Source organism: Thiomonas sp. TH-17 (assembly GCF_057473305.1).
This window is the reverse complement of the sequence record NZ_JBYCKI010000249.1, coordinates 1-25,623: the sequence shown is the minus strand read 5'-3', so window position 1 is coordinate 25,623 and position 25,623 is coordinate 1. Positions and strand designations below refer to the sequence as shown.

Annotated in this window: 27 protein-coding genes and 1 tRNA gene; 13 read left to right on the top strand and 15 right to left on the bottom strand. The window is 61.8% G+C overall.

All coding sequences use genetic code 11. The features are described 5' to 3' along the window. Positions 1-148 precede the first annotated feature (148 nt). Both AC2VLV_RS14575 and AC2VLV_RS14570 read left to right on the top strand, forming a co-directional pair. Positions 149-709 carry an HNH endonuclease gene (locus AC2VLV_RS14575; RefSeq protein WP_486990668.1) on the top strand — a complete coding sequence of 187 codons (561 nt, stop codon included), beginning with the start codon at positions 149-151 and terminating at the stop codon, positions 707-709. A 39-nt stretch (positions 710-748) separates the two neighbouring features. Further along, positions 749-1,150 carry a hypothetical protein gene (locus tag AC2VLV_RS14570; protein WP_486990667.1) on the top strand — a complete coding sequence of 134 codons (402 nt, stop codon included), beginning with the start codon at positions 749-751 and terminating at the stop codon, positions 1,148-1,150. 335 nt (positions 1,151-1,485) lie between these two features. Here AC2VLV_RS14570 and AC2VLV_RS14565 read toward each other — a convergent pair whose 3' ends face one another. Next, positions 1,486-2,040: a BRO-N domain-containing protein gene (locus AC2VLV_RS14565; RefSeq protein ID WP_486990666.1), complete on the bottom strand. Its 555-nt coding sequence runs from the start codon at positions 2,038-2,040 to the stop codon at positions 1,486-1,488. Between the two features lie 993 nt (positions 2,041-3,033). Between AC2VLV_RS14565 and AC2VLV_RS14560 the strand changes: the two genes are divergently transcribed. Beyond that, a complete protein-coding gene (locus tag AC2VLV_RS14560) occupies positions 3,034-3,906 on the top strand; it encodes a restriction endonuclease (RefSeq protein ID WP_486990665.1) in 873 nt (290 codons plus the stop codon). A gap of 500 nt (positions 3,907-4,406) precedes the next feature. Here AC2VLV_RS14560 and AC2VLV_RS14555 read toward each other — a convergent pair whose 3' ends face one another. The 9 genes from AC2VLV_RS14555 to AC2VLV_RS14515 form a co-directional block, all read right to left on the bottom strand. Next, entirely contained in the window at positions 4,407-5,402 is a 996-nt protein-coding gene (locus tag AC2VLV_RS14555) for a toprim domain-containing protein (RefSeq protein WP_486990664.1), read from the bottom strand. Between the two features lie 41 nt (positions 5,403-5,443). Further along, positions 5,444-5,773 (bottom strand): hypothetical protein, encoded by a 330-nt coding sequence (locus AC2VLV_RS14550; RefSeq protein ID WP_486990663.1) that lies wholly within the window; start codon positions 5,771-5,773, stop codon positions 5,444-5,446. Positions 5,774-6,094: 321 nt separating this feature from the next. After that, positions 6,095-6,170 (bottom strand) — tRNA-Thr (locus AC2VLV_RS14545). 62 nt (positions 6,171-6,232) lie between these two features. Next, positions 6,233-6,754, bottom strand: a complete 522-nt coding sequence (locus AC2VLV_RS14540) for a ClpXP protease specificity-enhancing factor (RefSeq protein WP_486990662.1) — start codon at positions 6,752-6,754, stop codon at positions 6,233-6,235. A gap of 18 nt (positions 6,755-6,772) precedes the next feature. Beyond that, positions 6,773-7,384 carry a glutathione S-transferase N-terminal domain-containing protein gene (locus tag AC2VLV_RS14535; RefSeq protein WP_013106447.1) on the bottom strand — a complete coding sequence of 204 codons (612 nt, stop codon included), beginning with the start codon at positions 7,382-7,384 and terminating at the stop codon, positions 6,773-6,775. 105 nt (positions 7,385-7,489) lie between these two features. Further along, positions 7,490-8,296, bottom strand: coding sequence for a cytochrome c1 (locus tag AC2VLV_RS14530; RefSeq protein ID WP_486990661.1), 807 nt, complete (start codon positions 8,294-8,296; stop codon positions 7,490-7,492). Further along, positions 8,296-9,699 (bottom strand): cytochrome b, encoded by a 1,404-nt coding sequence (locus AC2VLV_RS14525; RefSeq protein WP_486990660.1) that lies wholly within the window; start codon positions 9,697-9,699, stop codon positions 8,296-8,298. The genes AC2VLV_RS14530 and AC2VLV_RS14525 overlap by 1 nt, the downstream gene beginning before the upstream one ends. A 42-nt stretch (positions 9,700-9,741) precedes the next feature. Continuing rightward, on the bottom strand, positions 9,742-10,323 hold the full coding sequence (gene petA / locus AC2VLV_RS14520; protein ID WP_486990659.1) for a ubiquinol-cytochrome c reductase iron-sulfur subunit: 582 nt from the start codon (positions 10,321-10,323) through the stop codon (positions 9,742-9,744). A 197-nt stretch (positions 10,324-10,520) separates the two neighbouring features. After that, a complete protein-coding gene (locus tag AC2VLV_RS14515; RefSeq protein WP_486990658.1) occupies positions 10,521-12,383 on the bottom strand; it encodes a pyruvate kinase in 1,863 nt (620 codons plus the stop codon). Between the two features lie 117 nt (positions 12,384-12,500). Between AC2VLV_RS14515 and AC2VLV_RS14510 the strand changes: the two genes are divergently transcribed. Beyond that, positions 12,501-12,863: a carboxymuconolactone decarboxylase family protein gene (locus AC2VLV_RS14510; RefSeq protein ID WP_486990657.1), complete on the top strand. Its 363-nt coding sequence runs from the start codon at positions 12,501-12,503 to the stop codon at positions 12,861-12,863. Between the two features lie 19 nt (positions 12,864-12,882). Here AC2VLV_RS14510 and AC2VLV_RS14505 read toward each other — a convergent pair whose 3' ends face one another. From AC2VLV_RS14505 to icmF, 3 genes are all read right to left on the bottom strand, one after another. After that, complete coding sequence (locus AC2VLV_RS14505; protein WP_486990656.1) at positions 12,883-13,785, bottom strand: pseudouridine synthase; 903 nt, start codon at positions 13,783-13,785, stop codon at positions 12,883-12,885. After that, positions 13,782-14,726, bottom strand: coding sequence for a DMT family transporter (locus AC2VLV_RS14500; RefSeq protein WP_486990655.1), 945 nt, complete (start codon positions 14,724-14,726; stop codon positions 13,782-13,784). The genes AC2VLV_RS14505 and AC2VLV_RS14500 overlap by 4 nt, the downstream gene beginning before the upstream one ends. Before the next feature lie 107 nt (positions 14,727-14,833). After that, positions 14,834-18,115, bottom strand: a complete 3,282-nt coding sequence (gene icmF / locus AC2VLV_RS14495) for a fused isobutyryl-CoA mutase/GTPase IcmF (RefSeq protein ID WP_486990654.1) — start codon at positions 18,113-18,115, stop codon at positions 14,834-14,836. 241 nt (positions 18,116-18,356) lie between these two features. On the opposite strand from icmF, the gene AC2VLV_RS14490 reads away from it, so the two are divergent. Next, entirely contained in the window at positions 18,357-18,866 is a 510-nt protein-coding gene (locus AC2VLV_RS14490) for a DUF1269 domain-containing protein (RefSeq protein ID WP_486990653.1), read from the top strand. A gap of 12 nt (positions 18,867-18,878) precedes the next feature. On the opposite strand, the gene nhaR is transcribed toward AC2VLV_RS14490, so the two are convergent. Further along, on the bottom strand, positions 18,879-19,772 hold the full coding sequence (gene nhaR, locus AC2VLV_RS14485) for a transcriptional activator NhaR (RefSeq protein WP_486990652.1): 894 nt from the start codon (positions 19,770-19,772) through the stop codon (positions 18,879-18,881). 118 nt (positions 19,773-19,890) lie between these two features. Here nhaR and AC2VLV_RS14480 point away from each other — a divergent pair, with 118 nt between their 5' ends. From AC2VLV_RS14480 to AC2VLV_RS14445, 8 genes are all read left to right on the top strand, one after another. Continuing rightward, positions 19,891-20,592, top strand: coding sequence for a Bax inhibitor-1/YccA family protein (locus tag AC2VLV_RS14480; RefSeq protein ID WP_486990651.1), 702 nt, complete (start codon positions 19,891-19,893; stop codon positions 20,590-20,592). A gap of 11 nt (positions 20,593-20,603) precedes the next feature. Then, the gene (locus AC2VLV_RS14475) at positions 20,604-20,918 is read left to right on the top strand and encodes a TFIIB-type zinc ribbon-containing protein (protein ID WP_486990650.1); all 315 of its coding nucleotides are present in this window, start codon (positions 20,604-20,606) and stop codon (positions 20,916-20,918) included. 82 nt (positions 20,919-21,000) lie between these two features. Next, entirely contained in the window at positions 21,001-21,984 is a 984-nt protein-coding gene (locus tag AC2VLV_RS14470) for a TerC family protein (RefSeq protein ID WP_486990649.1), read from the top strand. Between the two features lie 270 nt (positions 21,985-22,254). Next, the gene (locus AC2VLV_RS14465) at positions 22,255-23,046 is read left to right on the top strand and encodes a hypothetical protein (RefSeq protein ID WP_486990648.1); all 792 of its coding nucleotides are present in this window, start codon (positions 22,255-22,257) and stop codon (positions 23,044-23,046) included. Positions 23,047-23,050: 4 nt separating this feature from the next. Next, positions 23,051-23,590, top strand: coding sequence for a GTP-binding protein (locus AC2VLV_RS14460; RefSeq protein ID WP_486990647.1), 540 nt, complete (start codon positions 23,051-23,053; stop codon positions 23,588-23,590). Positions 23,591-23,606: 16 nt separating this feature from the next. Further along, complete coding sequence (locus tag AC2VLV_RS14455; RefSeq protein ID WP_486990646.1) at positions 23,607-24,002, top strand: roadblock/LC7 domain-containing protein; 396 nt, start codon at positions 23,607-23,609, stop codon at positions 24,000-24,002. After that, entirely contained in the window at positions 23,999-24,364 is a 366-nt protein-coding gene (locus tag AC2VLV_RS14450) for a hypothetical protein (protein ID WP_486990645.1), read from the top strand. Before AC2VLV_RS14455 ends, AC2VLV_RS14450 begins: the two co-directional genes overlap by 4 nt. A gap of 84 nt (positions 24,365-24,448) precedes the next feature. Then, entirely contained in the window at positions 24,449-24,808 is a 360-nt protein-coding gene (locus AC2VLV_RS14445; RefSeq protein ID WP_486990644.1) for a hypothetical protein, read from the top strand. 170 nt (positions 24,809-24,978) lie between these two features. On the opposite strand, the gene AC2VLV_RS14440 is transcribed toward AC2VLV_RS14445, so the two are convergent. After that, positions 24,979-25,623, bottom strand: a 645-nt coding sequence (locus AC2VLV_RS14440) for an FAD-binding oxidoreductase (RefSeq protein WP_486990643.1), incomplete at its 5' end; no start/stop codon positions are given.

The window sequence follows — 25,623 nt, the reverse complement described above, 5'->3', positions numbered from 1 at the left end:
GCTCGGGTCTCCAGTAGATCTGAGGGGGCTCACTGCATAACGGCTCACACGCCGGTGCCGTGGACTGCAGACGGAAGTATTTCAGCAGCCTGTTAAGCTTCTCAATCAGCACATCAAGACCTACCAGCCTTCAGAGAACGACATCTATTTGACTGTCGGTGATGGAAAACCTTGCGTTAACTTGATTGCGGTTCTTGACGTCAAGCGCCTAGAAACGCAGATACCTGTCTCATGCATTATTAAGACAAGCGATGCACAACCACTAAAAAAACGTACTCGATCTGGAGGTTGGTCGCCAGTGCGAGAACAGTACGAATGGCTTGGAGCAACTACCCAGGCTGTAAAAGACGATATTGACGCCTCACTCGAAGGCGAAATCAAGAAATCACTGAGCGATTCGGCCACAGCGCGAACGGAACGCTTGGCTTATGCCTCCAAGCTGCCAGACACCATACAGGTAATTTCGCGCGCATTTCGCCGAAACGCAGATGTTGTCGCCGAGGTGCTATTACGCGCCAATGGAATCTGTGAAGAGTGTCACTCTCCAGCCCCATTTTTACGTGCAGCCGACAATACTCCGTACTTGGAGGTACACCACCGAATAATGCTCTCGGCGGGAGGCCAAGACACGGTGGCCAATGCAGTTGCGGTTTGCCCTAACTGCCATAGGAAGCTCCACTTTGGGAAGGCCGCAACAAATGAAATCTGACATTGCGGAGCGCCTCTCACCTTCGACGTTAGGTTCTCTATGGAAATATTTTCATTCTTAAGTGGTGTAGTTATCGGTGTAGCCGGTCAATATTTTGCCGACAAATACACAGACCAGAGGCAAAAACGTGAGTCTGAGAATACGAAACGTAGGCTATTTCATCAAATGGAAACGGAAATGCCTAGCCTTATCGCTGAAATGAAAGAGGATTTCTCAAAGCCGGAGCACGCATCTTACCGTGAGTTCATTGTTACCCGGTGCGTTTTGCTGGCAAGAGATATACCTGAATGCCTAGGCTATTTTGAAGAAGATCATCTTCAAATCAGAAATTTTGTCACTGTGCTCGAAAACAACGGTTTTATAATGTCCGTAAGTGATGATGAGCCTAAGCAATATCGTCTTAAAGAGGATTTTGTCCAGTGGCTGAAGAAGCGAACCTAACTAGGCGTTTAAAAATGGACGCCCCAAAAAGCGCAGCGCCCTTTAACTAACTCGTTGACCGATAAGCTCCGAAGACCGGTCATTTGAATCGGTCAGCCTGAAAGGCGGCTTCGGCCGAGAAGCGCGCGTTCACCGTCCGGCAGGTTTCAGAGTGAGGCAGCCCTTCGAAGCGCAACTTCGCAAACGTCGCGTTGGACTGCTCCTGGCCGACTCCGGTCTTTACCGGACACTCCATCATCGGTTCACGGGATGGAGAGTTCTACTTTGTTGCGCGCAACGCGCAATGACTGACTGGATGCCATCCACCCCCGCACGTTGTAATCGTAGAACCATTCCTAGTGCCTGCGTGGCGGCGAGAAGTTTGGCTCCTCCCACAACACGGCACGCATCGCCGCGGTACTGACCCCCGTCGTGTCCTGCAAACTTTGCAGCGCCGCCGCCATGGCCGTCCGGGAGGACACCCCGGGGACCTCGCCCAAGTTTTGGCCCAGCGTCCAGAGCGTCTGAGCAAGGTCAGCCAGGACGTAAGGGGGCTGCACTGGAAGTCGCGTCCCACTCATGGTGTAGGTCCCAGAGCGCCGAAGCTCTGGCAGGACTTCGCTGGTGACCCAGCGCTTGAACCGCTTCGCGGCACCCTTCGTGCTGCCGAGGGTCCGCGCGTACAGGCCCGACTCGGTGATGAAGCTCGCCAGTTGGAGCCGGCTCAGGCTGTCGATGACGTCGCGTTTTGCGACGTCATCCGAATCGACGTGCTTGGCGAGCGCATCGCGCGGATTCGCCAGTTCCAGGGCTGCGCAGACGTCATTGGCGTTAAACCACGGCACCCCATCGGGGTCAACGACCGCCCGAACGGCGTGATCTGTGAAGTACAGGGTAGATAAGGGGGACATGGCGGGCAATCTCCGGTTGGTTTGCAAAGGAAATCTGCCAAAGAGAAGGCAGACACCCAGAACAGGCCACCCGGCACATTCGGCGCAGCCGCCGCACGCCGACACCAAAAATGCCAGCATTTCTCCCACAACAAAAAAAACCAGCGCGAACCGGGCCAAAAGAAACCTCGCAGGGCAGCTCGGTAAAACATCAATTAAATCAACAACATACGTTTTTGCCGCGAACCACGCGAGGAATGCGAGGTTGGGTACGGCATTCTCTATAGATAAATTCGATGCGTTACGTAACGTACCAAAAGGCCGTTTTAGACACACACTGTTACGCCACGACAGGCTGCAGGTCCGTGGCGTCCCACCGCAAGGGGAGGTACGCGTCAGACGCACCAAACTGGGGCGTCAGGGCACCCAGGGTGCTGCACAACCCCCGAAATGCCGTTTCTATGTAACGAAACCTGTGTACAGACACATTACATAACAGATCGAAATTTTCCTAGGACACATAGAAACCAAACCTCGCATTCCTCGCATCAAAACACGCCGCTCGCCTAAGTCTTTGAAAACGCGACGATTTCTTGTCTTCGAGGGTGCGAGGTTTCTTTTCGAGAAAAAAACTCCTTTTCAACATTGTCATGTCTTGGGCAGTTCAGACAGGGACGGGACCCGCAATTCGAGCGGAGTGGGGGATGAGCGTGGGTGAGGTCTGTCGCAAGATGGGCATCAGCGATGCGACGTTCTAGGGCAATGCGCCGCCAGAATCCCCACGAAGTTCGTGCCGGCTCTGACCGGATTGGGGTCACCAGCGGCTCCGCGTAAGATCGGCAAGGTGATGCACGCTGCGCTCAGCGCCGACACCAATACGTACATAGCCACCAGCACCAATAGCAAAGCAACGATGGGCAGTGAAGAATCACTGCGGTGTTCCACTCCGAAAGGCGAGATCTGAGGATGGCACGCCGCCGAAAGAGCAAGAGCCTCGGTGAGATGGGATGGACCATGCTCGCCATTGGTGTGGGCGTGCTGGGAGCGCTCGTCTTCCTAAGGAGCAGTCCGCTGACGAGCATGTTCGAGGCCTTACGCCCATGGGCGTGGCTGGCCGTTGCAGGCGGGGCATTTCTCCTGGGCTTGCACGCCCTTCCGGCCAAGAAGACAAGCGGCATCGACTGGCAACCGGTGGAGCCCGTCTTTGGAAGCCGTCGGTCTGAGTCCCCATCGCCGAAATCCGGGCGGCCGAGCGATGTGCTGATTGACGATGACATGCGCGGCCGCTGGCGTCCGCCAGAGCGTGCGTCCGACGCCGCTGTGCGCCCTGCCACTTGGTCCTTGGCGGTGTTCGATTTGATCGAGTGGCGTCGCTTCGAGGCGCTCTGTGAATCCCTGCTGCAACACGAAGGCCACATCACTGGGTCGCAAGCGTACGGACCGGATGGCGGCATCGACATTCGGCTCTACAGTGATGCCACCAAGACGCAGTTGACCGGCATCGTGCAATGCAAAAACTGGTCGGGGAAAAAGATCGGTGAAGTGCAGATGCGGGAGTTCCTGGGCCTGAAAACGGATCATCAAGTCTCAACAGGCATCTACATCACATCATCCACATTCATGCCTGCGGCGCAGGACTTGGCAAACCGGCATGACCTGACCTTGCTGAATGGCTCCGGCTTGCTCAGTCGCATTCAGGCCTTGCCTGCCGGCGTGCAGCAGCACCTGCTGGCCGTTGCGACGGAAGGCGACTATAGACGGCCCACCTGTGTGAACTGTGGCAACAAGATGACCCTGAAAACCAACGCATCAAACGGAAACCGGTTCTGGGCGTGTGCACGCTGTCGCCACATGATGCCTGCGCGTCAGGATGCGGAGCTGGCTTGAAGCGCATCCCTTGGGCTACTGTCGGCTGGTTCATGCTGTCTGCAGGTGCGCTGTGGATGGCAGTCGTCGCCTTTCGGTCAACGCCGATCCAGACTGCACATCGGGCAATCCAGGCGGTGCGGGAATTGAATCGGGTGCAACTTCAGGCAAGCACGCCAATTCATCGCCCTCAGCCCGTTCCCAGAGCGCAGCTCCAATCGCGTGGTGCAGGCGTGCAATTGATCAAATGCGTGATCCATGGTCAAGTGACCTACACCAACAATCCCCAAGAGTGCCCAGCCGCCACGGAATCCAGTCTGACCGTGTATCCCACGCACGGCTACCTGTCCGCGAAACCGTAGATCATGTGGGCGTCGAACCCGGCGTGAGTCGCGTTGCCGACCGCGTGCGGAGCCGCTTGGGACTCCGGCCCGGTCAGAGACGGCAAGCTCCCGAGCGCTTCTTGCGGCGCATGTTCAAGTCGACATATTGCCCTGAGCTGGGTCAATCGTGCGCTGCCCCTAACACCCAGCGCGCCGCATTGCCCAGTCGCCCCAATCCTTCAAGCCGCCTGGCGGCAAGATCCTGGCATATGCAATCCCAACGCGCTTGGCCAATGTCCGGGTGGCGGCGGCCTGTGAGACGCCGCCTTCATCACCATCCTGCGCGCCAATCATTGTTGCGATCCCCAAGTCGCCTGCAAGCTCGGCAATTTGCCCGGACTGAAAATCGCTGAATCGCCCGGCAGTGCTGATGATCCAGGCGGCGCGGCCGCATAGGCTGAGGTAGTCACAAAGCGCCAGGGCATCAATGGCCGATTCAGTCACGTACAGAATCCGTGAACAAGCGCCATCAGCAGGCGCCAGCACAAAGAACGCCTTTCTCCCTGCCGCCCCCTTAAAGATTCCATCCGCACCCCGGACCTCAAGTCCACAGAGACATGCTTTCGCATCCGCGTGAGGGAACGCCAGATTCAAGTGCAGCGCGCCATCCATCCTTTCGCCACCATGTACCCCTGCCATGCCTGCAGCGCGCGCTGCCGCGATGGCGTGCGGCGATAGGCCGCGCTTGGCGCGCAGCCAGGATTCCGCCCACGGGGGTTCTGCGATCAGCTTGAGCGGACCAATGCGGATGGCTGAAGCGTCCCGAATCGAAGCAGATTGATTGCGATGCCGCTGGCCGAACGCCAGAGTGGGCAAGGGGGAAGAAGAGTTTGCAAATCCCGCGAGGCGACGCAGTTCGCGTTTTGCCTGGCCGATGTTGAGACCGGGACGCAGGCGCTGAACCAGCGCCAACCAGTCGCCCGCCGCACTCAAGTCCGACTGCGGCCACCAGACGGGGGTTCCCCGTCGACCTTGTTCCTGGATGACCAACAACTCCCCTGTGGCGTCCCGCCAGTAGCTATAGCCAGCCCCGCCTCTCTGCCGTTGGGCCAGGGCATCTGATTTCAGCCCCAGACCGTTGGCAACCACCTCCACGGGTAGTGCGCGAAGTGCTTGCGTATCGTCGTGAAACATCTCCTCTTCCCCCTAGCCCGGTGTGTGCCGTCGACCGGCCTTCATGCCACGGCTCGAAACGGCGGCGCGGCCGATTTGCGCGGTCGTCCCGGGCGCCGCGGCGCGTGCATTGCGTCCGCTACGGGGAGAGGCTGCGCTGCGGCAGTTTGATCGGCAGTGCCGGCGAGCCAGCGCGTGAGATCGGCCAGAAGAATGCCCTGCCGCCGACCGGCGCCGGGAGTGACTGGAACCGGCAGAGCGCCGCGCCACACGGCCTTGCGCAGCGCGCTGGGTGTCGTGCCCAGGGCCTGAGCCAGGCGCGGGTCGCTGAGTGCAATCCAGCACGGCCAGCCGCTTTGGAGAAAGGATTGAAAAAGCTCTTGGGGATTCATTTGTCCCCTCCGTCGTGAGTGATGACGGAAGGGAACAGGTCAGGCGGTCATTTCACTTGATGAAAAATGACAGAAATTCACTGAAAATCAAAGACTTAGACTACTTATAGCCGATGTGAAACAAAACGTAATACTTCCCGCGAGGGCGGCTGCGCTCTCACTGGGTTGGGACATTCGTGGGACAGTACGCCAGTCCCAATCTGTCCGATTTGGGACACTGGCGGGACAACGCGGCACGGGAAATGACCAAAATAAGCGCAAAACAGCCCATGTCGTTGACATGGGACTGCTCTACAACCTATTGTTTTAATTGGAATAATTTGGTGCCGACTATCCGAATCGAACGGATGACCTACCGCTTACAAGGCGGTTGCTCTACCAGCTGAGCTAAGTCGGCGTAGGCGCTGCAGAGCGCCAGGCTGCGTGGGCCGATTATCCGGTGACCTTGAGGCCGCTGGACTACTTCACACGGGTCAGATGCGCTCCGCCGGGGCGGGGGGCACTGGGGGGCGGATCGGAGGAAGGTTCTTCCGATTCCGACGCCTTGGATTTTACCGGCTGCAGTCGCGTGGGCTTGCTGGCTGTAGCCGGCTCATCCTGGTCTTCTGCGGCGGGCGCGTTGTTGGCTTCACCGATCTCGGCTGATTCGTCATCGGCTTCGACCGGAAAGGCCATGCCTTGGCTGTTTTCCCGCGCATAGATGGCTGAAACCTGGCCGATGGGGACCAGAATGTCTCTGGCCACGCCGCCAAAGCGCGCCTTGAAGCGAATTTCATCGTTGCCGATGTTCAGCGCGCTGGTGGCGTCGAAGCTGATGTTCAGCACGATTTCACCGTTCTTCACGAACTCCATCGGCACCCGCGCACCGGCCCCGACCTGTACGGCCAGGTAGGGGGTCAGACCGTTATCCGTGCACCATTCGTACAGGGCGCGGATGAGGTAGGGCTTGGTTGAGCCGATGTTTTGCGAATCGCTGTTCATCACGGTGCACCGAACTGCTTACTTGCGCATGATCTTTTCGGAGGGCGTGAGTGCCTCGATGTAGGCGGGGCGCTGGAATATGCGCTCGGCATACTTGGCCAGCGGCAGGGCCGACTTGGGCAGATCGATGCCGTAGTGATCGAGGCGCCACAGCAGCGGGGCGATGGCCACGTCGAGCATGGAGAAGTCTTCGCCCAGCATGTATTTGTTTTTGAGGAATACGGGCGCGAGCTGCGTCAGGCGGTCGCGAATGGCGCTGCGAGCCTTTTCGAGCGCTTTTTCGTTGGACTTGGTGGCGCGTGATTCGAGTGTCGTGACGTGCACGAACAGTTCCTTCTCAAAATTGAACAGGAACAGCCGCACGCGGGCGCGGGCCACCGGATCGCCGGGCATGAGCTGCGGGTGCGGGAAGCGCTCGTCGATGTATTCGTTGATGATGTTGGATTCGTACAGGATGAGATCGCGCTCGACCAGGATGGGCACCTGTCCGTAGGGATTCATGACGCTGACGTCTTCGGGTTTGTTGAACAGGTCGACGTCACGGATTTCGAAATCCATGCCTTTTTCGAATAGCACGAAGCGGCAACGCTGCGAAAACGGGCAGGTCGTGCCGGAATAGAGCACCATCATGAATGCAGACTCCTGAAAGACGAAACGGGGTGGCAGTGCCACCCCGGCCATACGGATTTTGGACGGGATTGGGCTGCCCGCCCGGGGTGCGGGCGTTAGCCTGAGTTAGGTGACATCTTTCCAGTATTCAGATTTCAGCTTCCAGGTAATGAAGCTGAACAATCCCAGGAAAATGAGCACGATGACGCCAAGGCGCTTGCGGAACAGTTGATCGGGTTCGGCCATCCACTGCATGTAGGCGACGAGGTCGGCAACCGTCGAATCATACTCGGTTGTCGATTCCGACCCCTTCGTCAGCTGGGTGTAGCCGACGAAAGTCTTGAGCTTGACGGCCGGATCGGCGGGGTCGGGGCCGATCCGGAAGTTGGCGGCGCGCTCGCCCTGCAACATCCACAGCGGGTTGGGCATGCCCACGCCGGGGAAGACCAGATTGTTCCAGCCGGTCGGCCGCGCGTCGTCGCGATAGAAGGTGCGCAGATAGGTGTAGAGATAGTCCGTGCCGCTGCCGCGATGCGAGGCCAGCGCCTTGGTGATGATGGACAGATCGGGCGGCTCGGTGCCGAACCACTTCTCCGCCTGAGCGGGCGTCATGGCCACACGCATGGTGTCGCCAATCTTGGCATCGCCGAACATCAGGTTGTGCTGAATCTGGTCGTCGGTCAGGCCGATGCCGCGCAGGCTTTCATACCGCATGTATTTGGCGGAATGGCAGCCGATGCAGTAATTGACGAACAGCCGGGCGCCGTTTTGCAGCGCCAGCACGTTGTTCACCCGGTAGGGGGCGTGATCGAGCGGAAGTTCTTGCTCTTCCGAGGCGGCGCTGGCGGCGCCTTGCAGCATCAGCCCGAGCAGCAACCCCAGGCACAGACGTCGCAGAAGCGGGTGCAGGAAGGAGGTCATGGTGGCGGGCATCAGTGGGCTTTGTAGGTCAGGCGTTGCGGCACGGGTTTGAATTCCCCCAGGCGACTCCACCACGGCATGAGGAAAAAGAAGCCGAAGTAGAGCAGGGTGCAGGTGAGCGCCACGGCGTAGGCCACGGGCGAGGGCGGCTGTATGCCGAAGTAGCCCAGCACCACGAAGTTGATGGCGAACAGGGTGTAGACGGCGCGGTGCCAGGTGGGCCGATAGCGGATCGACTTGACAGGCGACTTGTCGAGCCAGGGCAGGAAGAAAAAGATGATGACGGCGCCGCCCATGCTGAGCACGCCCCAGAACTTGGCGTCTACCGAGGCCAGCGCCCAGAACAGCAGGCCACCGCCCACCCCAAACAGAACGGCGCGGCCGGGTTTGCCGCGGTTGCGCCACAGCGCAAACAGCGTGGCCACGACCACCACGCCCATCCAGATGTGCACGGTGTTGCTCGTCGTCGCGCGCAGGATGGAGTAGAACGGCGTGAAGTACCAGACTGGGGCGATGTGCGGCGGGGTTTTCAGTGGGTTGGCCGGAATGAAGTTGTTGTGCTCCAGGAAGTAGCCGCCGAACTGTGGCGCGAAGAACACCACGGCGCAGAAAATCATCAGGAACACCGACAGCCCGAACAGATCGTGCACGGTGTAGTAGGGGTGGAACGCCACGCCGTCACGCGGAATGCCGCGGCCGTCTTTGTTGTCCTTGATTTCCACGCCGTCCGGGTTGTTCGAGCCGACTTGGTGCAGGGCGATGATGTGCGATCCGACCAGGCCGATGAGCAGCAGCGGAATGGCGATGACGTGGAAGGCGAAAAAGCGGTTCAGCGTGACGTCGCTCACCACATAATCGCCACGAATCCACACCGCCAGATCGGGGCCGATGTAGGGGATGGCGGAGAACAGGTTGACGATGACCTGCGCGCCCCAGAACGACATCTGTCCCCACGGCAGCAGGTAGCCGAAGAACGCCTCGGCCATCAGGCTCAGAAAGATCAGGCAGCCGAAAATCCAGATGAGTTCACGCGGGGTTCGGTAGGAGCCGTAAATCAGGCCGCGGAACATGTGCAGATACACCACGATGAAAAACGCCGAGGCCCCGGTGGAGTGGATGTAGCGAATCAGCCAGCCCCAGTTGACATCGCGCATGATGTATTCGACCGAACCGAAGGCCAGGGCGGCGTCGGGCTTGTAGTTCATCACCAGGAAGATGCCGCTGACGATCTGAATGGCCAGCACCACGATGGACAGCGAGCCAAAGTAGTACCAGAAATTCAGATTTTTCGGCGCGTAATACTCGGTCAGGTGCGCGCTCCACAGCGAGGAGAAGGGAAAGCGTTTGTCCACCCAGCCGCGCAGCCCGCCGTGTTCGGGGGCGGCGTGCGCGCCGTGCAGCGATTGATCGGCCATTGAGGTGTCTCCTGTTTGTTTTGGGGGAGGGGCAGCGGGAGGTCAGGCTTTCTCGTGTTCGCCGATGCGCACTTTGGCGTCGGTCACATACATATAGGGCGGCACGACCAGGTTGTCGGGCGCGGGCATGTTCTTGAACACACGGCCGGCCAGATCGAACATCGAGCCGTGGCAGGGGCAAAGAAAGCCGCCGTCCCAGTCGGATGGCAGGGAGGGTTGCGGCCCCGGTGTGAACCGGTCCACCGGCGAGCAGCCCAGGTGGGTGCAGATGCCCACGACCACGAGATATTCTTTTTTGATCGAGCGCCACTGCGTTTGCGCCCAGACCGGGGTGGGGAAGGCGGTGCGCTGGGAGTCAGGATCGGCGACGAGGGGTTGGGTTTCGTTGAGCGACTCCAGCATGGCCGGGGTGCGGTGCAGAATCCACACCGGTTGGCCGCGCCACAGCACGGTCATTTTTTCACTCGGACGCAGCGAGCTGATGTCCACATCCACCGGCCCGCCTTCGGCTCGGGCCTTCGCGGAAGGCGCGAGCGAATCGACAAAAGGCACGGCCGCACCCCCTGCTGCCACGCAACCGGCGCAACCCGTTGCAATCAACCATGTGCGACGCTTTGAATCCATGTCCGTACTCCGCGAAAGATGGCGCATTGTTCCCTGCGCGGCACCGCTTGGACATTAGGACAACCCTCTATAAGCGCTCACTGATTTAAGCTTTTGTCGTTGACAAAAATCAATCAGGTGAGTGCTGCGGTGCAACAAAGTGAAACCCGTTCGACCGGCTGCGCAATGTTGCTTGGAGACGTTTGTGAGCCTGGGGTTCAGTTGGGCAGCTCGGCGATCGACAGTGGGCGGCGCAGGGTCATGCGCTTGGCGTAATGGCCTTCCATGCGTTCGAGCACGCCGGAGAGAAAACGCACGGCCTCGACGATATGCGGCCCTTTGTTGAGCATGGCGCACTCGGCGCGAATGCTCAGGGCAGCATCGCTGACCTCGGGGCGGGAGGGTAGGCCGCTGCGGGCCATGGTGTCGAGAATCTGCGTGGCCCAGATCACCGGCAGGTGGGCGGCCTCGCACATCCAGAGAATTTCCTCCTGTGCTTCGGACAACCGCTCGAACCCCAGTTCCACCGCCAGATCGCCGCGCGCGACCATGACACCGAGGCGCGGGTGCGCGAGGGCTTCGAGCAGGATGGCGGGCAGGTGGTCAAAGGCCTGGCGGTTCTCGATCTTGAGGACCACGCCGGCGTCGTCGCGATGCCGTGCGCTGAGTTCCGCGCGCAACTGGCGCACGTCTTGCGGGCTGCGCAAAAAGGACAGGGCGACCAGATCGAGATGGCGGGCCATCGCGACGAGATCGTCTCGGTCTTTATCGGTGAGCGCGGGAAGGTCGAAGCGGGTGTCGGGGAAATTGATGCCCTTTTCCGCCTTGAGCCGACTGCCGCTCGGCTCGGCGTGGGTGATGCGCAGTTGCAGAGTGTCGTCCGTGCGGGTTTCGAGGGTCGCGCCAATGCGCCCGTCGTCCAGCCACACGCTTTGCCCAACCTGCGCCGAGGTGAAGGCGGCTTCGAGCGTGCAGTGCACCTGCGGCGGCGTGGTGAAGGTGCCGTCGTCACCGCGCTGTCCAGGATGGCCGGGGCGTTCTTCGCGCAGCAGCACCAGTGGGTCGCCGACGAACAGCCGCAGTTCGCCCGGGACTTCGGCGATGCCTTGCAGCGTGCCTGCTGCAATCTCTGCAGAGTCGTTCGTCAGCTTGAACGGCATGCCTTCCGCCAGATAGGCCGAGCGCTCGAAGGCGAACACCAGCAGCGCGCCCTCGCGGGACACCAGCCTGCCTTGCCGCGCGCGCGAGCGCAGATCGGTGACCTGCAGCCGGGCGGACGACGGCAACTGCGCGGGCAGGGGCGGGTGCAGCGCTCCGGCGTGCAGCAGGGTTTGTCCGTCGGAAGCTTGCGGCGGCGGGCCCTCACCGCACCACAGCGCCAGCAGCGCAGGGGCGATGATCTGCCCACGCACATCGTGCCGGGGCCGCAGATGCAGGACGCGGCCCTGCGGCAGCAACTCGCCCGTGCGCGACTTGGGCCCCGCCAGATCGATCTGCACCAGTGGAGGGGGCTGCGGCGAAGCGTCGGTGCCATGAACAAGCTCGGCCATGCGTTGCCAGACGGCGGCATCGTCGTGGGCGCAGTTGATGCGGGCCACGTCCATGCCGGCCTCGGTCAGGGCGCGCATTCCCGCAACATCTTGCGCGGCTTCAGTAGCCAGGGTCACCATGATGCGCACCTCGCGCTGCGGCCGTGGCGGATTGAGCAGGGCGGTGGTGTTGTGCTGCAGCAATTGCAGACCCTCGACGAAAGTGCAGGGGGGCGCAGGGCGCTGGCTGCGGGCATGGCCGAGCAGGTCTTCGAGCCGGTCGAGCACCGCGTCGAGCGCGGCGAGCACATGGGTTTCCAGCATGCCCAGCGAAGACAGGCCGATCTGGGCCAACTGGGTCTGCAACGGCCGCAGGTCGGCCTGGCGCACGGCGATGTAGTGCAGCAGATTGCGGGCGCTGGCGCGGCGCTGCGGCGGCAGAGCGTCGATCCGGTCTTGGTGGGCTTGCTCATACGCCAGCGCGGCGCGGCGCAATTCGGAGACCGCGTCGTACAGCAGGCGGGGAGAGGCGGGGGCGGGTATGGCGGACATGTGCGCTTGTTACCACGCGCAGGTGTCGGCCCTGTGTCTGGCCCGAATCGCGCATGGCGACATCAGAGCGTCACATCGTCCATTCACAGTGAAGGCATCAACCGGGGAGAAAACGAGATGAACGATTCAGTGCACAACGGCATGGACGTGTCCATGCGCGATTTCAAGATGGGCATGGGCATGATGAACCGCGAGGCCGCCAGCACGATGAAGGCGTTTGGCGCCTTCATGGGCGAGGCGCTGGGCGACGGCGAGCTCGACGCCAAGACTAAGGAACTCATCGCCCTGGGCATGGCGATTACCGCGCGCTGCGTCTATTGCATCGGCATCCATGTCGAGAAGTCGCTGCGTGCCGGCGTGAGCCACGCCGAAATCGTCGAGGTCTGCAAGGTGGCCATCGTCATGGGCGGCGGCCCGGCGATGACCTATATCGCCGAAGTCAAGAAGGCGCTCGATCTGTTCGAGCAGGTTCACGCTTGAGCGCTTCACGGCTCACGCCTTAGAACCCTTCGTCCTCGCGCAGATAGCGCCATTGCCCCAGCGGCAATGCACCGAGGCGCAAGCCGCCGATGCGCACGCGCTTGAGGCCAGTGACGCGCAGGCCGACGAGCTCGCACATGCGGCGAATCTGGCGCTTCTTGCCTTCGCGCAGCACGAAGCGCAATTGCTGCGGGTTGATCCATTCCACCTGCGCCGGTCGCAGTGGTTGCCCATCTAGCGCGAGACCGTGGCGCAGCAGGGCGAGTTGGCTCTCGGGAAAGGCGGCCTGCACGTCTTCTTCTGCGCCGTTGCGGGTCGGCGTATCGCTCAGGCTGACCCGAACGAGATATTCCTTCTCCACCGCGCTGTCTTCGCCGATGAGTTGACGGGCGATGCGGCCGTCCTGGGTGAGCGCCAGCAGGCCGGTGGAGTCGATGTCAAGCCGACCCGCCACGGCGAGATGCCGCAAATGCGCGGGTGAAAACGGCTGCGGCGCTTCGCATTCGGCCCAGCGGTTTTCGGCCTTGATGAGCGCGACCGCCGGGGTGTAACCGTGCTCGGCCTGCGCGCTGACATAGCCCACCGGCTTGTGCAGCAAGATGGTGACCTGCGCCGCCTGCCGATGCTGCGCCGCCTTGCGGATGACAATGCGCGAGGCGGGCAGATTGCCCGCTACCTTGGTGCCGAGCACCGCGGGTGTGCCGTCAAGCAGCACCCAGCCACGCTCGATCCAGTCGTCTGCTTCGCGCCGAGAGGCCAGGCCGAGTTCGGACATGCGCTTGGACAGGCGCACTTCGACGGACGGATCGCCCTGCGGTGCGGGCGCGGCCACCGTCTTGGCGGGTGCGCTGCGCCGGGGCGCAGGTTCGGAAGAGCGCGGCCGTCCTGGCCAGACGGAAGCGGGGCGCGGTTTGGTCGTCATGGGTCGATGGGTTGAGCCGGCTGGACGCGCCGCATCATTGTGAACAAACCGCTCGTCAACGCGCGCAGCGGCAGTTGCGAGACCAGCAGGCCGCTGAACACCAGCGCGCAACCGAACAAGGCGCGTGCGTCCAGCGACTGATGCAGCACCAGCCACGCCGCGAGCGCGGCGAACACGCCTTCCATGCTGAAAATCACCGCGGCGTGCGCGGGCACGGCGTGGCGCTGCGCCACCACTTGCAGGGTGTAGGCCACGCCGACTGACAGCGCGCCGCCGTAGAAAATGGTCCAGGCCGCGCGCTGCAGCGCCTCCAGGCTGATCGATTCCATCAGCACCCCGGCGCCCAGGCACAGTAGGCCGCAGACGACGAACTGCACCACGGCGAGTTGCAGCGGATCGTGGCGCGGCGCCATGCGGCCCAGCAGCAGCAACTGCACGGTGATGAACAGCGCGCCGCCCAGCTCCAGCCAGTCGCCATGCCGCACGCTATAGCCCTGTCGCACACTGAGAAAGTACATGCCGCTTGCGGCCAGCAAGGCGCCCAGCCAGACTCCAGCGCCGACGCGCCGCCCCCACAGCAGGCCCAGCAGCGGCACGAGCACGACGTAGAGCGAGCTGATGAAACCGGCGTTGGCCACCGAAGTTGATTCCAGCCCGATCTGCTGCATGGAAATGGAGATGGCCACCACCACGCCGAGCAGGCCGCCGTCGCGCAGCAGGCTGCGCAGATTGGAGGCAGGATGGGCGGCCGGATCGGGACGGCGGCGCAGTGCCATCACCGCCAGCACCACGGCAGCGCCGAGCATGAAACGCAGGCCGGTGTAGTAGAACGGCCCCACCGTGCCGATGCTCGCGGTCTGGGCAACGAAGGCCGTGCCCCAGATGAGCGAAGCCAGCAGCATCAAGGCGCTGGCGCGGAGCGAGGCGGGGGAGGTGGACATGGCGGAAAATAAAAAACCGCCGCGCGAAATAGGCAAGACAGGAAACCGAAATGGCAAACGGATTCCAAACGGGTTCGCCGCGCAGCGGAGGTGCGAAATGATAAGTCTTACATGCTGCGCCGGTATTGTCCGCCCACCTCGAACAGCGCGGCGGTGATCTGCCCCAGGCTGCACACCCGCACCGCATCCATCAGCACGGCAAACACGTTTTCGTTATGAATGACGGCCTGCTGCAGCCGGTGCAGCAGGGTGGGCGCCTCGGCTGCGTGGCGCTGGTGAAAGTCGGCCAGACGTTGCAGTTGCGACTCTTTTTCTGCCTCGGTGGAGCGCGCCAGTTCGAGATGCGCTGGAGCGGCATCGCCATGCGGATTGCGGAAAGTGTTCACCCCGATGATGGGCAACTCGCCGGTGTGCTTGAGCATTTCGTAGTGCAGGCTTTCCTCCTGGATTTTGCTGCGCTGGTAACCGGTTTCCATCGCGCCCAGCACCCCGCCGCGCTCGGCAATGGCTTCAAACTCCTTCAGCACCGCCTCTTCGACCAGATCGGTCAGTTCTTCGATGACGAAAGCGCCCTGATTCGGGTTTTCACACTTCGCCAGCCCCCACTCGCGGTTGATGATGAGCTGAATGGCCATCGCCCGGCGCACGCTTTCCTCGGTGGGCGTGGTGATGGCTTCGTCATAAGCGTTGGTGTGCAGACTGTTGCAGTTGTCGTAGATGGCGATCAGCGCCTGCAGCGTGGTGCGGATGTCGTTGAACGCGATCTCCTGCGCATGCAGGCTGCGGCCGCTGGTCTGCACGTGGTACTTGAGCTTCTGGCTGCGTTCGTTGGCGCCGTACTTGTCGCGCATCGCCACCGACCAGATGCGTCGCGCCACGCGGCCGAGCACGCTGTATTCCGGGTCCATGCCGTTGCTGAAGAAGAAGCTCAGGTTGGGGGCGAAGTCGTCGATGTGCATGCCGCGCGCCAGATAGGCCTCCACAAAAGTCAAGCCGTTGCTCAGGGTGAAGGCAAGCTGGCTGATGGGGTTGGCCCCGGCCTCGGCGATGTGATAGCCGCTGATGCTCACCGAGTAGAAATTGCGCACCCGGTGCTGCACAAAATACTGCTGAATATCGCCCATGACCTTGAGCGAAAACTCGGTGGAAAAGATGCAGGTGTTCTGTCCCTGGTCTTCTTTCAGAATGTCGGCCTGCACCGTGCCACGCACGTTTTCCAGCACCCATTCGCGGATTTTCTGAGCCTCGTCGTCGGTCGGCTGACGGTGGTTATCGGCCTCGAATTTGCCCATCTGCTGGTCGATGGCGGTGTTGAGAAACATCGCCAGAATGGTGGGTGCCGGGCCGTTGATGGTCATGCTCACACTGGTGGCGGGGTCGCACAGATCGAAGCCGTCGTACAGCGCCTTCAGGTCGTCGAGCGTGGCGATGCTCACGCCGGAATTGCCCACTTTGCCGTAGATGTCGGGGCGGCGGTCGGGGTCGGCGCCGTAGAGCGTGACCGAGTCGAACGCGGTGGACAGTCGTTTGGCCGGCATGCCTTCGCTCAGCAGCTTGAAGCGCCGGTTGGTGCGGAAGGCATCGCCCTCTCCGGCGAACATGCGGGTGGGATCTTCGTTCTCGCGTTTGAAGGCAAAAGTGCCCGCGGTGAAGGGAAAGCTGCCCGGCACGTTGTCGCGCATCAGCCAGCGCAGCACCTCGCCGTGGTCGGCATAGTGCGGCAGCACCACCTTGCGCAGCGTGGTGCCCGACAGCGTGGTGTGGGTGAGGCGAGTGCGGATTTCGCGGTCGCGAATCTTCACCACATATTCGTCGCCGGCGTAGGCGCGCTGCATGTCGGGCCACATCGCCAGCAGCTTGCGCGCGGCCGGCTGCATGCGGGCTTCGCGCTGTTCGGCCAGATCGGTCACGGCCTGCACCGCAGCGACCTTGGCTGGGTTGGCCGCGTGCAGCATGCGGCCGCTTTCGCGCAATTGCTGCGCCTCGCGCGCCAGGGTCGATTGCGTCTCGACATTGCGGTGATAGCCACGCACCGCGTCGGCGATTTCCGCCAGATAGCGGCTGCGCGCGGTCGGCACGATCGGGGTCTGGTGGGTGCTGTGGCGTGTAGCGACCGGGGGCAGTCGTCCTTCGGCAAGCTTGAGCCCATGCGCTGCCAGCCGGGGTTTGATGGCCTGATACAGCGCCGTCACGCCGTCGTCGTTGAAGCGCGCGGCCATGGTGCCGAACACGGGCAGGTCTTCCGGTTTGGTCGTCCAGGCTTCGCGGTTGCGCTGCAGTTGCTTGGCCACGTCGCGCAGTGCGTCCATTGCGCCCTTGCGGTCGAATTTGTTGATGGCGACAAAGTCGGCGAAGTCGAGCATGTCGATCTTCTCCAACTGGCTGGCCGCGCCGAATTCCGGCGTCATGACGTACAGGCTGGCGTCGGCGTGCGGCACGATGGCCGCATCGCCCTGGCCGATGCCCGAGGTTTCGACGATGATGAGATCGAAGCCCGCCGCCTTGCACGCGGCGATGACTTCGGGCAGGGCGGCGCTGAGTTCCCCGCCCGATTGCCGGGTGGCGAGACTGCGCATGAAAACTTCATTACTGTTGCGCCACGGCCCGATGGCGTTCATGCGGATGCGGTCGCCCAGCAGCGCACCGCCGCTTTTGCGCCGCGAGGGGTCGATGCTGATGACGGCGATGCGCAGCGCGTCGTTCTGATCGAGCCGGGCTCGGCGGATCAGCTCGTCCACCAGGCTGCTCTTGCCCGCGCCGCCCGTGCCCGTCACCCCGAGCACCACGCCGTGCGCCGCCTCGGTCTGCTGGTGAAGGTTGTGCATCAGCGTCGCGTCGGCTGTGCCGTTTTCAATTTGCGTGATCAGGCGTGCGAGCAAGGATGGCGAATTCGGCAGCGCGGCAGTCGCCAGTTTTGCGTCCAGCGCGGGCAGGGGACGGTCGGCGCGTTGGAGCATGTCGCCGATCATGCCTTGCAGACCTAGCCGCTGACCCTCTTCCGGGCTGTAGATCCGGGCCACGCCATACTGTTGCAGGGCCTCGATTTCGTCCGGCACGATCACGCCGCCGCCGCCGCCAAACACCTGAATATGCCCCGCGGCCTGTTCGCGCAACCGGTCGATCATGTAGCGGAAAAATTCCACATGCCCGCCCTGATAGCTGGAAATGGCGATGGCGTGCGCGTCCTCCTGAATCGCCGCGGTGACGATCTCGTCCACCGAACGGTTGTGGCCCAGGTGAATGACTTCGGCCCCCATGCTGATGAGGATGCGCCGCATGATGTTGATGGCTGCATCGTGCCCATCGAACAGCGAGGCGGCCGTTACAAAGCGCAGCCGCTGCTGTGAACGGTAGGCGGCCAGCACCTTGGCCTCGGACAAGTCGGTCATCGCGGTCTCCTTCGACGCAGCGTGCATGGCGCAGCGGCATGATTGATTGACGTTTACGTTAATTAGAACTGTAGCCGATCTGTGACCGCACTGAGGTCATATCTGCTTACGCCGCAGTATCGCCAACTACGACAAAACCCTAAGTCTGCTTTCATCTTTCCCGTCTACCCTTGTAGTCAGTCCAGCCAAACAGAGACAACGGCGTCTTTGGTTCAGGCGGGCGATTGATCAGGAGACAATCATGCGCAGACTCTTTTTTCTCGCGCCGGATGTGCCCAGCGCGCACGCTTTGGTCGACAGCCTGCTGCTGGCCCGTATTCCAGACAAGCACATTCATGTGTTGGCGCGGGAGGGGACGCCGATGGGCGACTTGCCCGAGGCGGGCGTGGCTCAGCGATCCGACCTGATTCCTGCCATCGAGCGGGGTGCGGCGGCGGGTGGCGCCACCGGCCTGGTGGCCGGGTTGGTGGCCGTGGCCCTGCCGGGCATGGCCATCATTCCCGGTGGCGGGCTGGTCATTGCGCTGGCCGCGGCGGGTGCGCTGGTGGGCAGTTGGGCCAGCAGTATGGTTGGGGTGAGCGTGAGCAGCACCCGGCTTGAACGCTTCAAGGAGGCGATCGCATCGGGTCAGGTGCTGATCATGGCCGACGTGGCGCACGAGCAGGTCCAGTCCGTCATGCATCGCATGAAAGAGTGCTGCCCGAACGTGGCCTCGGAGGGGATGGACAACGACATTCCCGCTTTTCCGTAAGCCGCTGGGTTTTCAGTCGCCCAGCAGATCCTTGGCCACGCGGGTGATCTGCGCCACGCCGGGGTGAGTGATGCGCCGCTCGACCGAGATGGCGTAGAACTCCTGGTGCATGTCGGCGCAGTGACCGAGCAGCGTCACGCCAAGTTCGCGCGCGATGTCGGCCTGCAGCACGCTGGGGGCGGCAAACGCGCCCCGGCCCTCGCGGCCGAAGGCGGTCATCAGTGCGCCGTCCTCGAATTCACCAGCGATGTGGGCTGCGATTTTGTTCTGGCCCAGCCATTGATCGATCTGCCCGCGCACCGCCGACGACGTGGCGGGCAGCAGCAGCGGCAGCTCTTCCAGACACTGCGGAAACGGCTGCGTGGCGCGCTCCAGCAGCGAGACGCTGGCATAGAAACTCAAGGTGGTGCGTCCCAGCCGGTGGTTGAAGGCGCGCACATTCAAATGCGCTGGCAGCGGGGCGTCGGCGATCACCAGATCGAGCCGGTGCACCGCCAGATCGGCCAGCAGATCGTCCATTTCGCCTTCTTCGCACACCAGCCGGGGGGACTCGCCGCCTTGCAGGGCGGGTTCGATGAGGCGGTAGGCAATGGCTTTCGGCACGGCATCGGTCACGCCGATACGCAGCGGCGCGGTGGGGCGCGCGGGCTGGTCGTGTTGCAGCGCGGCCTCTAGTTCTGCGCCGAGGGTGAAAATTTCCTCCGCATAGCGCAGCACCAGTTGCCCGGCTTCGGTCAGTTCCAGATTGCGGCCACTCTTGCGCAACAGCCGCTTGTTGAAGTGTTCCTCCAGCAGCTTGATCTGCCCGCTGAGCGTTTGCGGCGTGAGGTGCAGCTGCTTGCCCGCCCGCACGATGCCGCCTGTCTTGGCTGTGACCCAGAAGTAGTGCAAGTGCTTGAAATTCATTTGTGCGATCCCCAATCACTTCGAATAAGTCGAAATGAAAAAGTCAAAAATACGAATTTACGCGAAGTGACAACATCCCTAAAGTTCGTGCTGTCTTGATTCTTTTATGGAGTTCAATATGAACGAGAGCAATGCCTGGGGCAAAAGTGCCGTGGTGTATTCCACCGGCACGGCTGCCGCTCCTGATTCCGCTTCTATGCCCGCGCACCGCGTGCTGCGCAATACCTATGCCTTGCTGGCGCTGACCCTGACATTCAGCGCGGCGGTTGCGGCGGTGAGCGCCGCGCTCCGGCTGCCGCATCCCGGCATCATTCTCACCCTGGTGGGTTACTTCGGCCTGCTGTTCGCCACCTACAAGCTGAGCAACAGTGTGTGGGGTCTGGGCGCGGTGTTTGCGCTGACGGGCTTCATGGGCTACACGCTGGGCCCCATCGTCAATCATTACCTGGCGATTGCCGGCGGTGGCGAGATTGTGAGCATGGCCTTCGGCGGCACGGCGCTGATTTTCTTCGGGCTGTCGGCCTGGGTGCTCACCAGCAAGCGCGATTTCAGCTTCATGGGCGGCTTCCTGTTTGCCGGCATGATCGTGGCGCTGCTGGCCGGATTGGCGGCGGTGTTCTTCCAGATGCCCGCCTTGTCGCTCGCGGTTTCGGCCGCGGTGGTGCTGCTGATGTCGGGCATGATTCTGTTCGAGACCAGCCGCATCGTGAACGGTGGCGAGACTAACTACATCCTGGCCACGGTGAGTCTGTTCGTGAGCATTTTCAACCTGTTCACCAGCTTGCTGCAGTTGCTCGGTTTCATGAATGGCGACGACTGAAGGAGCACGCGATGAACTGCCCGCACTGCGCAGAGACCACGCTGGTGATGGCCGAACGCCACGGCATCGAGATCGATTACTGCCCGAAGTGCCGTGGCGTGTGGCTTGATCGCGGTGAGCTCGACAAAATCATCGAGCGCGCCGCGGCGGCGGAACAGGCGGCGGCCCCGCGAGCTACCTCGCCCCAGCCCGTTGTCTCCCAGTCGGCCCGCCAGCCGGATTTCGAGGACAGCGATTTTCGCCAGCGTTCCTACGATCCGCGCTACGGTCAGCAGCCCTACAAAAAGCGCAAGTCGCTGCTGTCCGATCTGTTTGATTTCGATTGACACACTGCGCTCCAACCGTGTCATTCCTTGGGGGCCGCGGCCCCCTTTTTTACGCCCTTCCTAACGCCTTTTTCGCTCGATCATGGAATTTCTGCACGCTTCGTTTCTGGGTTATGCGCTGTGGCTCTGGCTGGTGTTCGGCGGCGTGGTCGTCACCCTGCTGGCGCTTGACCTCGGGGTGCTGCACCGCGAGGGCGGTGAAATCAGCGTGACGGAGAGCCTGTGGCTGTCGGCGGGCTATATCGCCGTGGCGGTGGCTTTTGGCGGCTGGCTGTGGTGGCAGGTGGGAGCGCAGCAGGGCATGGATTACTTCACCGCCTACGCGGTGGAAAAAAGTCTGTCGCTCGATAACGTGTTCGTGATCTCGCTGGTGTTCACCGCCTTCGCCGTGCCGCGTGCCCTGCAGCACCGCGTGCTGTTCTGGGGCATTCTGGGGGTGATCGTGCTGCGCGCCCTGCTCATCGGCGCGGGCGCCACGCTGGTGCAGGAGTTCCACTGGGTGCTCTACCTGTTCGCCGCTTTCCTGATTTACACCGGCATCAAAATGCTGTGGGCCGCCGACCATGCGCCCGACCCGATGCGCAACCCGGTACTGCGCCTCATCCGCCGCTTGGTGCCGGTGACGGAGCGGTTGCACGGCAAGGCTTTTTGGGTGAAACAGCCTGACGCGCACGGGCGGATGCGACGCATCGCCACCCCGCTGTTCATGGCTTTGGTCACGGTGGAGCTGGCCGACCTGGTGTTTGCGGTGGACAGCGTGCCCGCGGTGTTTGCGGTCACGGCCGATCCGTTCGTGGTCTATACGAGCAATATCTTTGCCATTCTGGGCCTGCGCGCGCTGTACTTCGCGCTGGCGGCCATTCTGCACCGCTTCGCCTATCTGAAATACGCGCTGGCGCTGGTACTGGTGTTCATCGGCGGCAAGATCATCGCGGCCGAGCTGGTCGGCAAGATTCCCTCGGCCGTCAGCCTGAGTGTGACCTTTGGCTTGCTGGCGGCGGGCGTGTTGTTCTCGTTGTGGAAAACACGCGGAGCAGCAAGCGAAGGCAGGCCTGCTGGGCACTGACAGCTGGCAACGCAGTACCGTAGGCGCCGCGCTTGTCTCGCTCGGTAAGTTCAGCGCTTGCGACGACGACTGCGGCGGCGGGCTCGCCCGTTTGCGGGCGGGTTACATGGTGGCCTGCAAGCCACAGCATGCCGTGAAAAAACTCACACAAACGCATTCGGGTATTCCCTGAAGCGTAAATACTGTAAAGAGGCTTGCACATATTCGAATCTGTTCATGTAGATTGGCTCAAACAACTTTTCCCCGGCTCCTCAAAAGGGAGCCCCACGTTTGCAAATGCGTAGTTTTAAGTTGGGTGTGATTGGATTGCCGCCCGCCGAAAGATCGCTGGTTGAAATTTTGTTCCGCCTGCATGGGGTGGATTCTTCTTTTCATTGGGCTTTGGCCAAACAGCCGCCTTTCGACGCCGTCCTGATGGATGCACAGGCGGATGAGACTGAATTTGCTTTCTCTGCCGGTCGTCTCATCCCGGTCATGAAGCTCGGCCCACCAGGAACTTCTGTCGACGGCGCCCTGTCGCGACCTATCCGATCTGATTTGTTTATTCGTTGGCTCCACTCGATAGAGCCAGACCTTCAGGCCGACGATAAAAGCGCAGTTGCTTTCGCCCGCACTGAGCCGCCCGCAGACGTGGTTTTAGACGACGCGTCGGGCCAACCGCAGGGGGCAGCGGCGGCGGGCCTTGGGGTTGATGATGTGCTGAAAGCGTTTACTTCTGGCAGCGTGACCTTCAAGCTCCGAAGGTGGCCGGCACCCGAGTTGCTGATGGGCAATATTGATCGCATCCGCCTCGTGACCATGCTTTCCCGCCGCCACTTTGGTCTAGAGGAGCTTTGCTCGCTCTCGCGCGTGTCCGAGGCGGCGTGCGAGCAGTTTGTGGCGGAACTCTATCAGTCGGACCTGCTTGAGGTGCGCAGTCAAAAATCGCAGCCGACGGCAGCCGAGACGAACCAGACACAGGCGGAGGCTATCGGTCGCCGCACGGCCCATGAAGCGCCCAAAGCCAGGAGCTTCGGCGCGTCATTGATCGCCAGTATCAGAAAACGCTTTGCAATGACGTGACGCCATGAAAGAACACAAGATCATTTTTACCGGGACCATGGGGGCGGGCAAGACCACGGCCATTGCTGCGGTGAGCGAAATCCCGCCCATCGTGACCGATGTGACCAACAACGACAAGAGCGTGGACAAAGCGGTGACGACCGTCGGGTTCGATTACGGGCTTCTCACGCTCGACAACGGCGATCGGATTCGGCTGTACGGCACGCCGGGGCAGGAACGGTTCAGATTTGTCTGGTCGGTGATTGCCAAGGGGGCGTTGGGGCTGATCGTGCTGATCGACAACTCGCGTCCCGATCCTCTGGCGGATCTGGCGGTTTACCTGCAGGGTTTTGCCGCCGAACTGGCGACGCTGCCTTGTGTGATCGGCGTAGGCAGAACCGATACCCACCCTCAGCCCTCTCTGAATCAAGTGGCGGAGGCTGTGGAGCGCGCAGGGCATGTCTTGCCGGTAATCGCTGTGGATGTTCGCCAGCGTGCCGATGTGGTGCTTCTGGTCGATGTGCTGCTGTCGCAGCTGGAAGCGGATCTGGCTGGCATGGCGTAATTCTCGGACTGCAACCATGAATATCAACGAACTCTTCTCCCCAGGCGCCTTGAATCTGGCGCATCGAAAAGCGCAAGAAGCGCTGGACGCCGGTATGGGCATACAAGCCGCGGTTTTGGCGACGGTGGATGGATTTGCGGTGGCGTCGGCCGTGTCTGATGGAGCCGATCCGGCGCGCATTGCGGCGCTTGCCAGCTCGATTGCCAGCATTGGCTCCGTGGCCACTCAGGAAGCGGGTCTGGGGCGTTTGACCAATCTGGTGCTGAACACGGAAAGTGGCTTTGCCGTCGTTAGGCAGTTTGTTCTGGAGGGGCGTGAACTGGTACTCATTCTGGTGGCGGACGGCTCCAGTCTGCTGGCGCAGGTGATGTACCAGGCCAACCAACTTTCCAAGGAATTGGTGGCCGCTTGAAAACCGAATTACTTCATCAGGCGCTACGCGCCATGGCCGAGCAACGCGGCTTTCTCGCGGCCGCCTTGGTAGAACTCGAAGGCGGCATGGTCTGGGCTGCCGAGGGCGATGCGGGTCTGTGTGATGCGGTTGTTTCGACGGCTTCGGACTACTGGCGCTTGTACCGTCGCTCACAAGAGGCGTTTACTGAATTGGGGAGCTTGAGGGTTGCCGTCTTTTTTCACCGCAATGGCCGCATCACGATCAGCGAATGCGGCCCCGGCATGCTGCTGGTGGCAGTCACAGAGCTTCAGCAGGATATCGACTGGGAGCAATGGAAAACCCAGCATGCTCAACTGACCAAGCTGGTCGGATCATTTTGATCCATCGTGTGTCTGGGCACGGGTGTCGTGCAGCGGCCCAGTCACACCAACTCTCTTTCTGTGCGACTGACGAGGAAAACTTGAATGGCTACGATCAAACAAACACTTGATGAAATTCTCACCCTGGATGGCGCCCTGTGCGCCTCCGTGGTGGACAGCACCAGCGGCATGATGCTCGGCTCAGTCGGCTCCGGCATTGATCTGGAAGTGGCTGCCGCAGGCAATACCGAGGTAGTCCGGGCGAAGTACAAAACGATGCGTGCACTCGGATTGAGCGATGTGATCGAAGACATCCTGATCACGTTGGGCAAGCAATACCACATCATTCGGCCGTCCTCGCGTAAAGAAGGCGTGTTTATCTATGTGGTGATGGACAAGGCCCGCTCCAACCTGGCGATGGCTCGCCGCAAGGTGCAGGACGTGGACAAGGAAATGACGTTCTGAGCTTGGCGTACAAGACCTTCTTGGAGGTGACGTAGCCGGGTTTCCGAAGCACTGGAGTCAGCCCATCCCAAATTCCTTCGGCCATCACTCTTAGCGTGACCTTTGGCGTGCTGGCGGCGGGCGTGCTGTTCTCGTTGTGGAAAACACGCGGGGCGGCGCAGGCTTGACGCCTACGTCATCGCCCCGAAAGACTCGCCGAACAGTTGCTGATCGGGCAGGCCAGCCTGACGCGCCGCATCGCGGATGCCCGCGACCAGCCGGTCTGAGCCGCAGACATAGACGTCGGGCTTGCGGGCGGCCTGCGCCAGATTGGCGCTGAAGGCTTCGACGATATTGCGGGCGGGCTCGGGCCACTGTGGCCCCGGGCGAGAGACGCACAGATGCACCTCCAGCCCAGGCAGTTGTTGCTTGAGCGCGTTGATTTCATCGTGCAGGAACAGGCTGCTGTCGTGCCGCACGCCGAAGTAAAGCTGCGCCGGGGTGTCGTCGCCCCAGTCGGCCATGCGGCGCAACATCGAGAGTTCGGGCGCGAGGCCGCTGCCGCCAGCGATGAACCAGCGCGCGCGGCCGGTTTCCTGCAGATTGAACTCGCCGAACGGGCCGCGGACTTCCAGCGTCTGGCCAACTTGCGCCTGCTGGCGCAGATGGTTGGAGAGCAAACCGTCCGGCCGTAGGGTGATGATGAACTGCAGCGCACCGTCCCAGTTGGGAATGCTGGCGATGGAGAAGGGGCGCCACTGATCGGTTCCGGGCACGCGCAGTTCCATGTATTGACCGGGCTCGAACTCGGCGCCTGCGCCCAAGGTGTCGTGCGG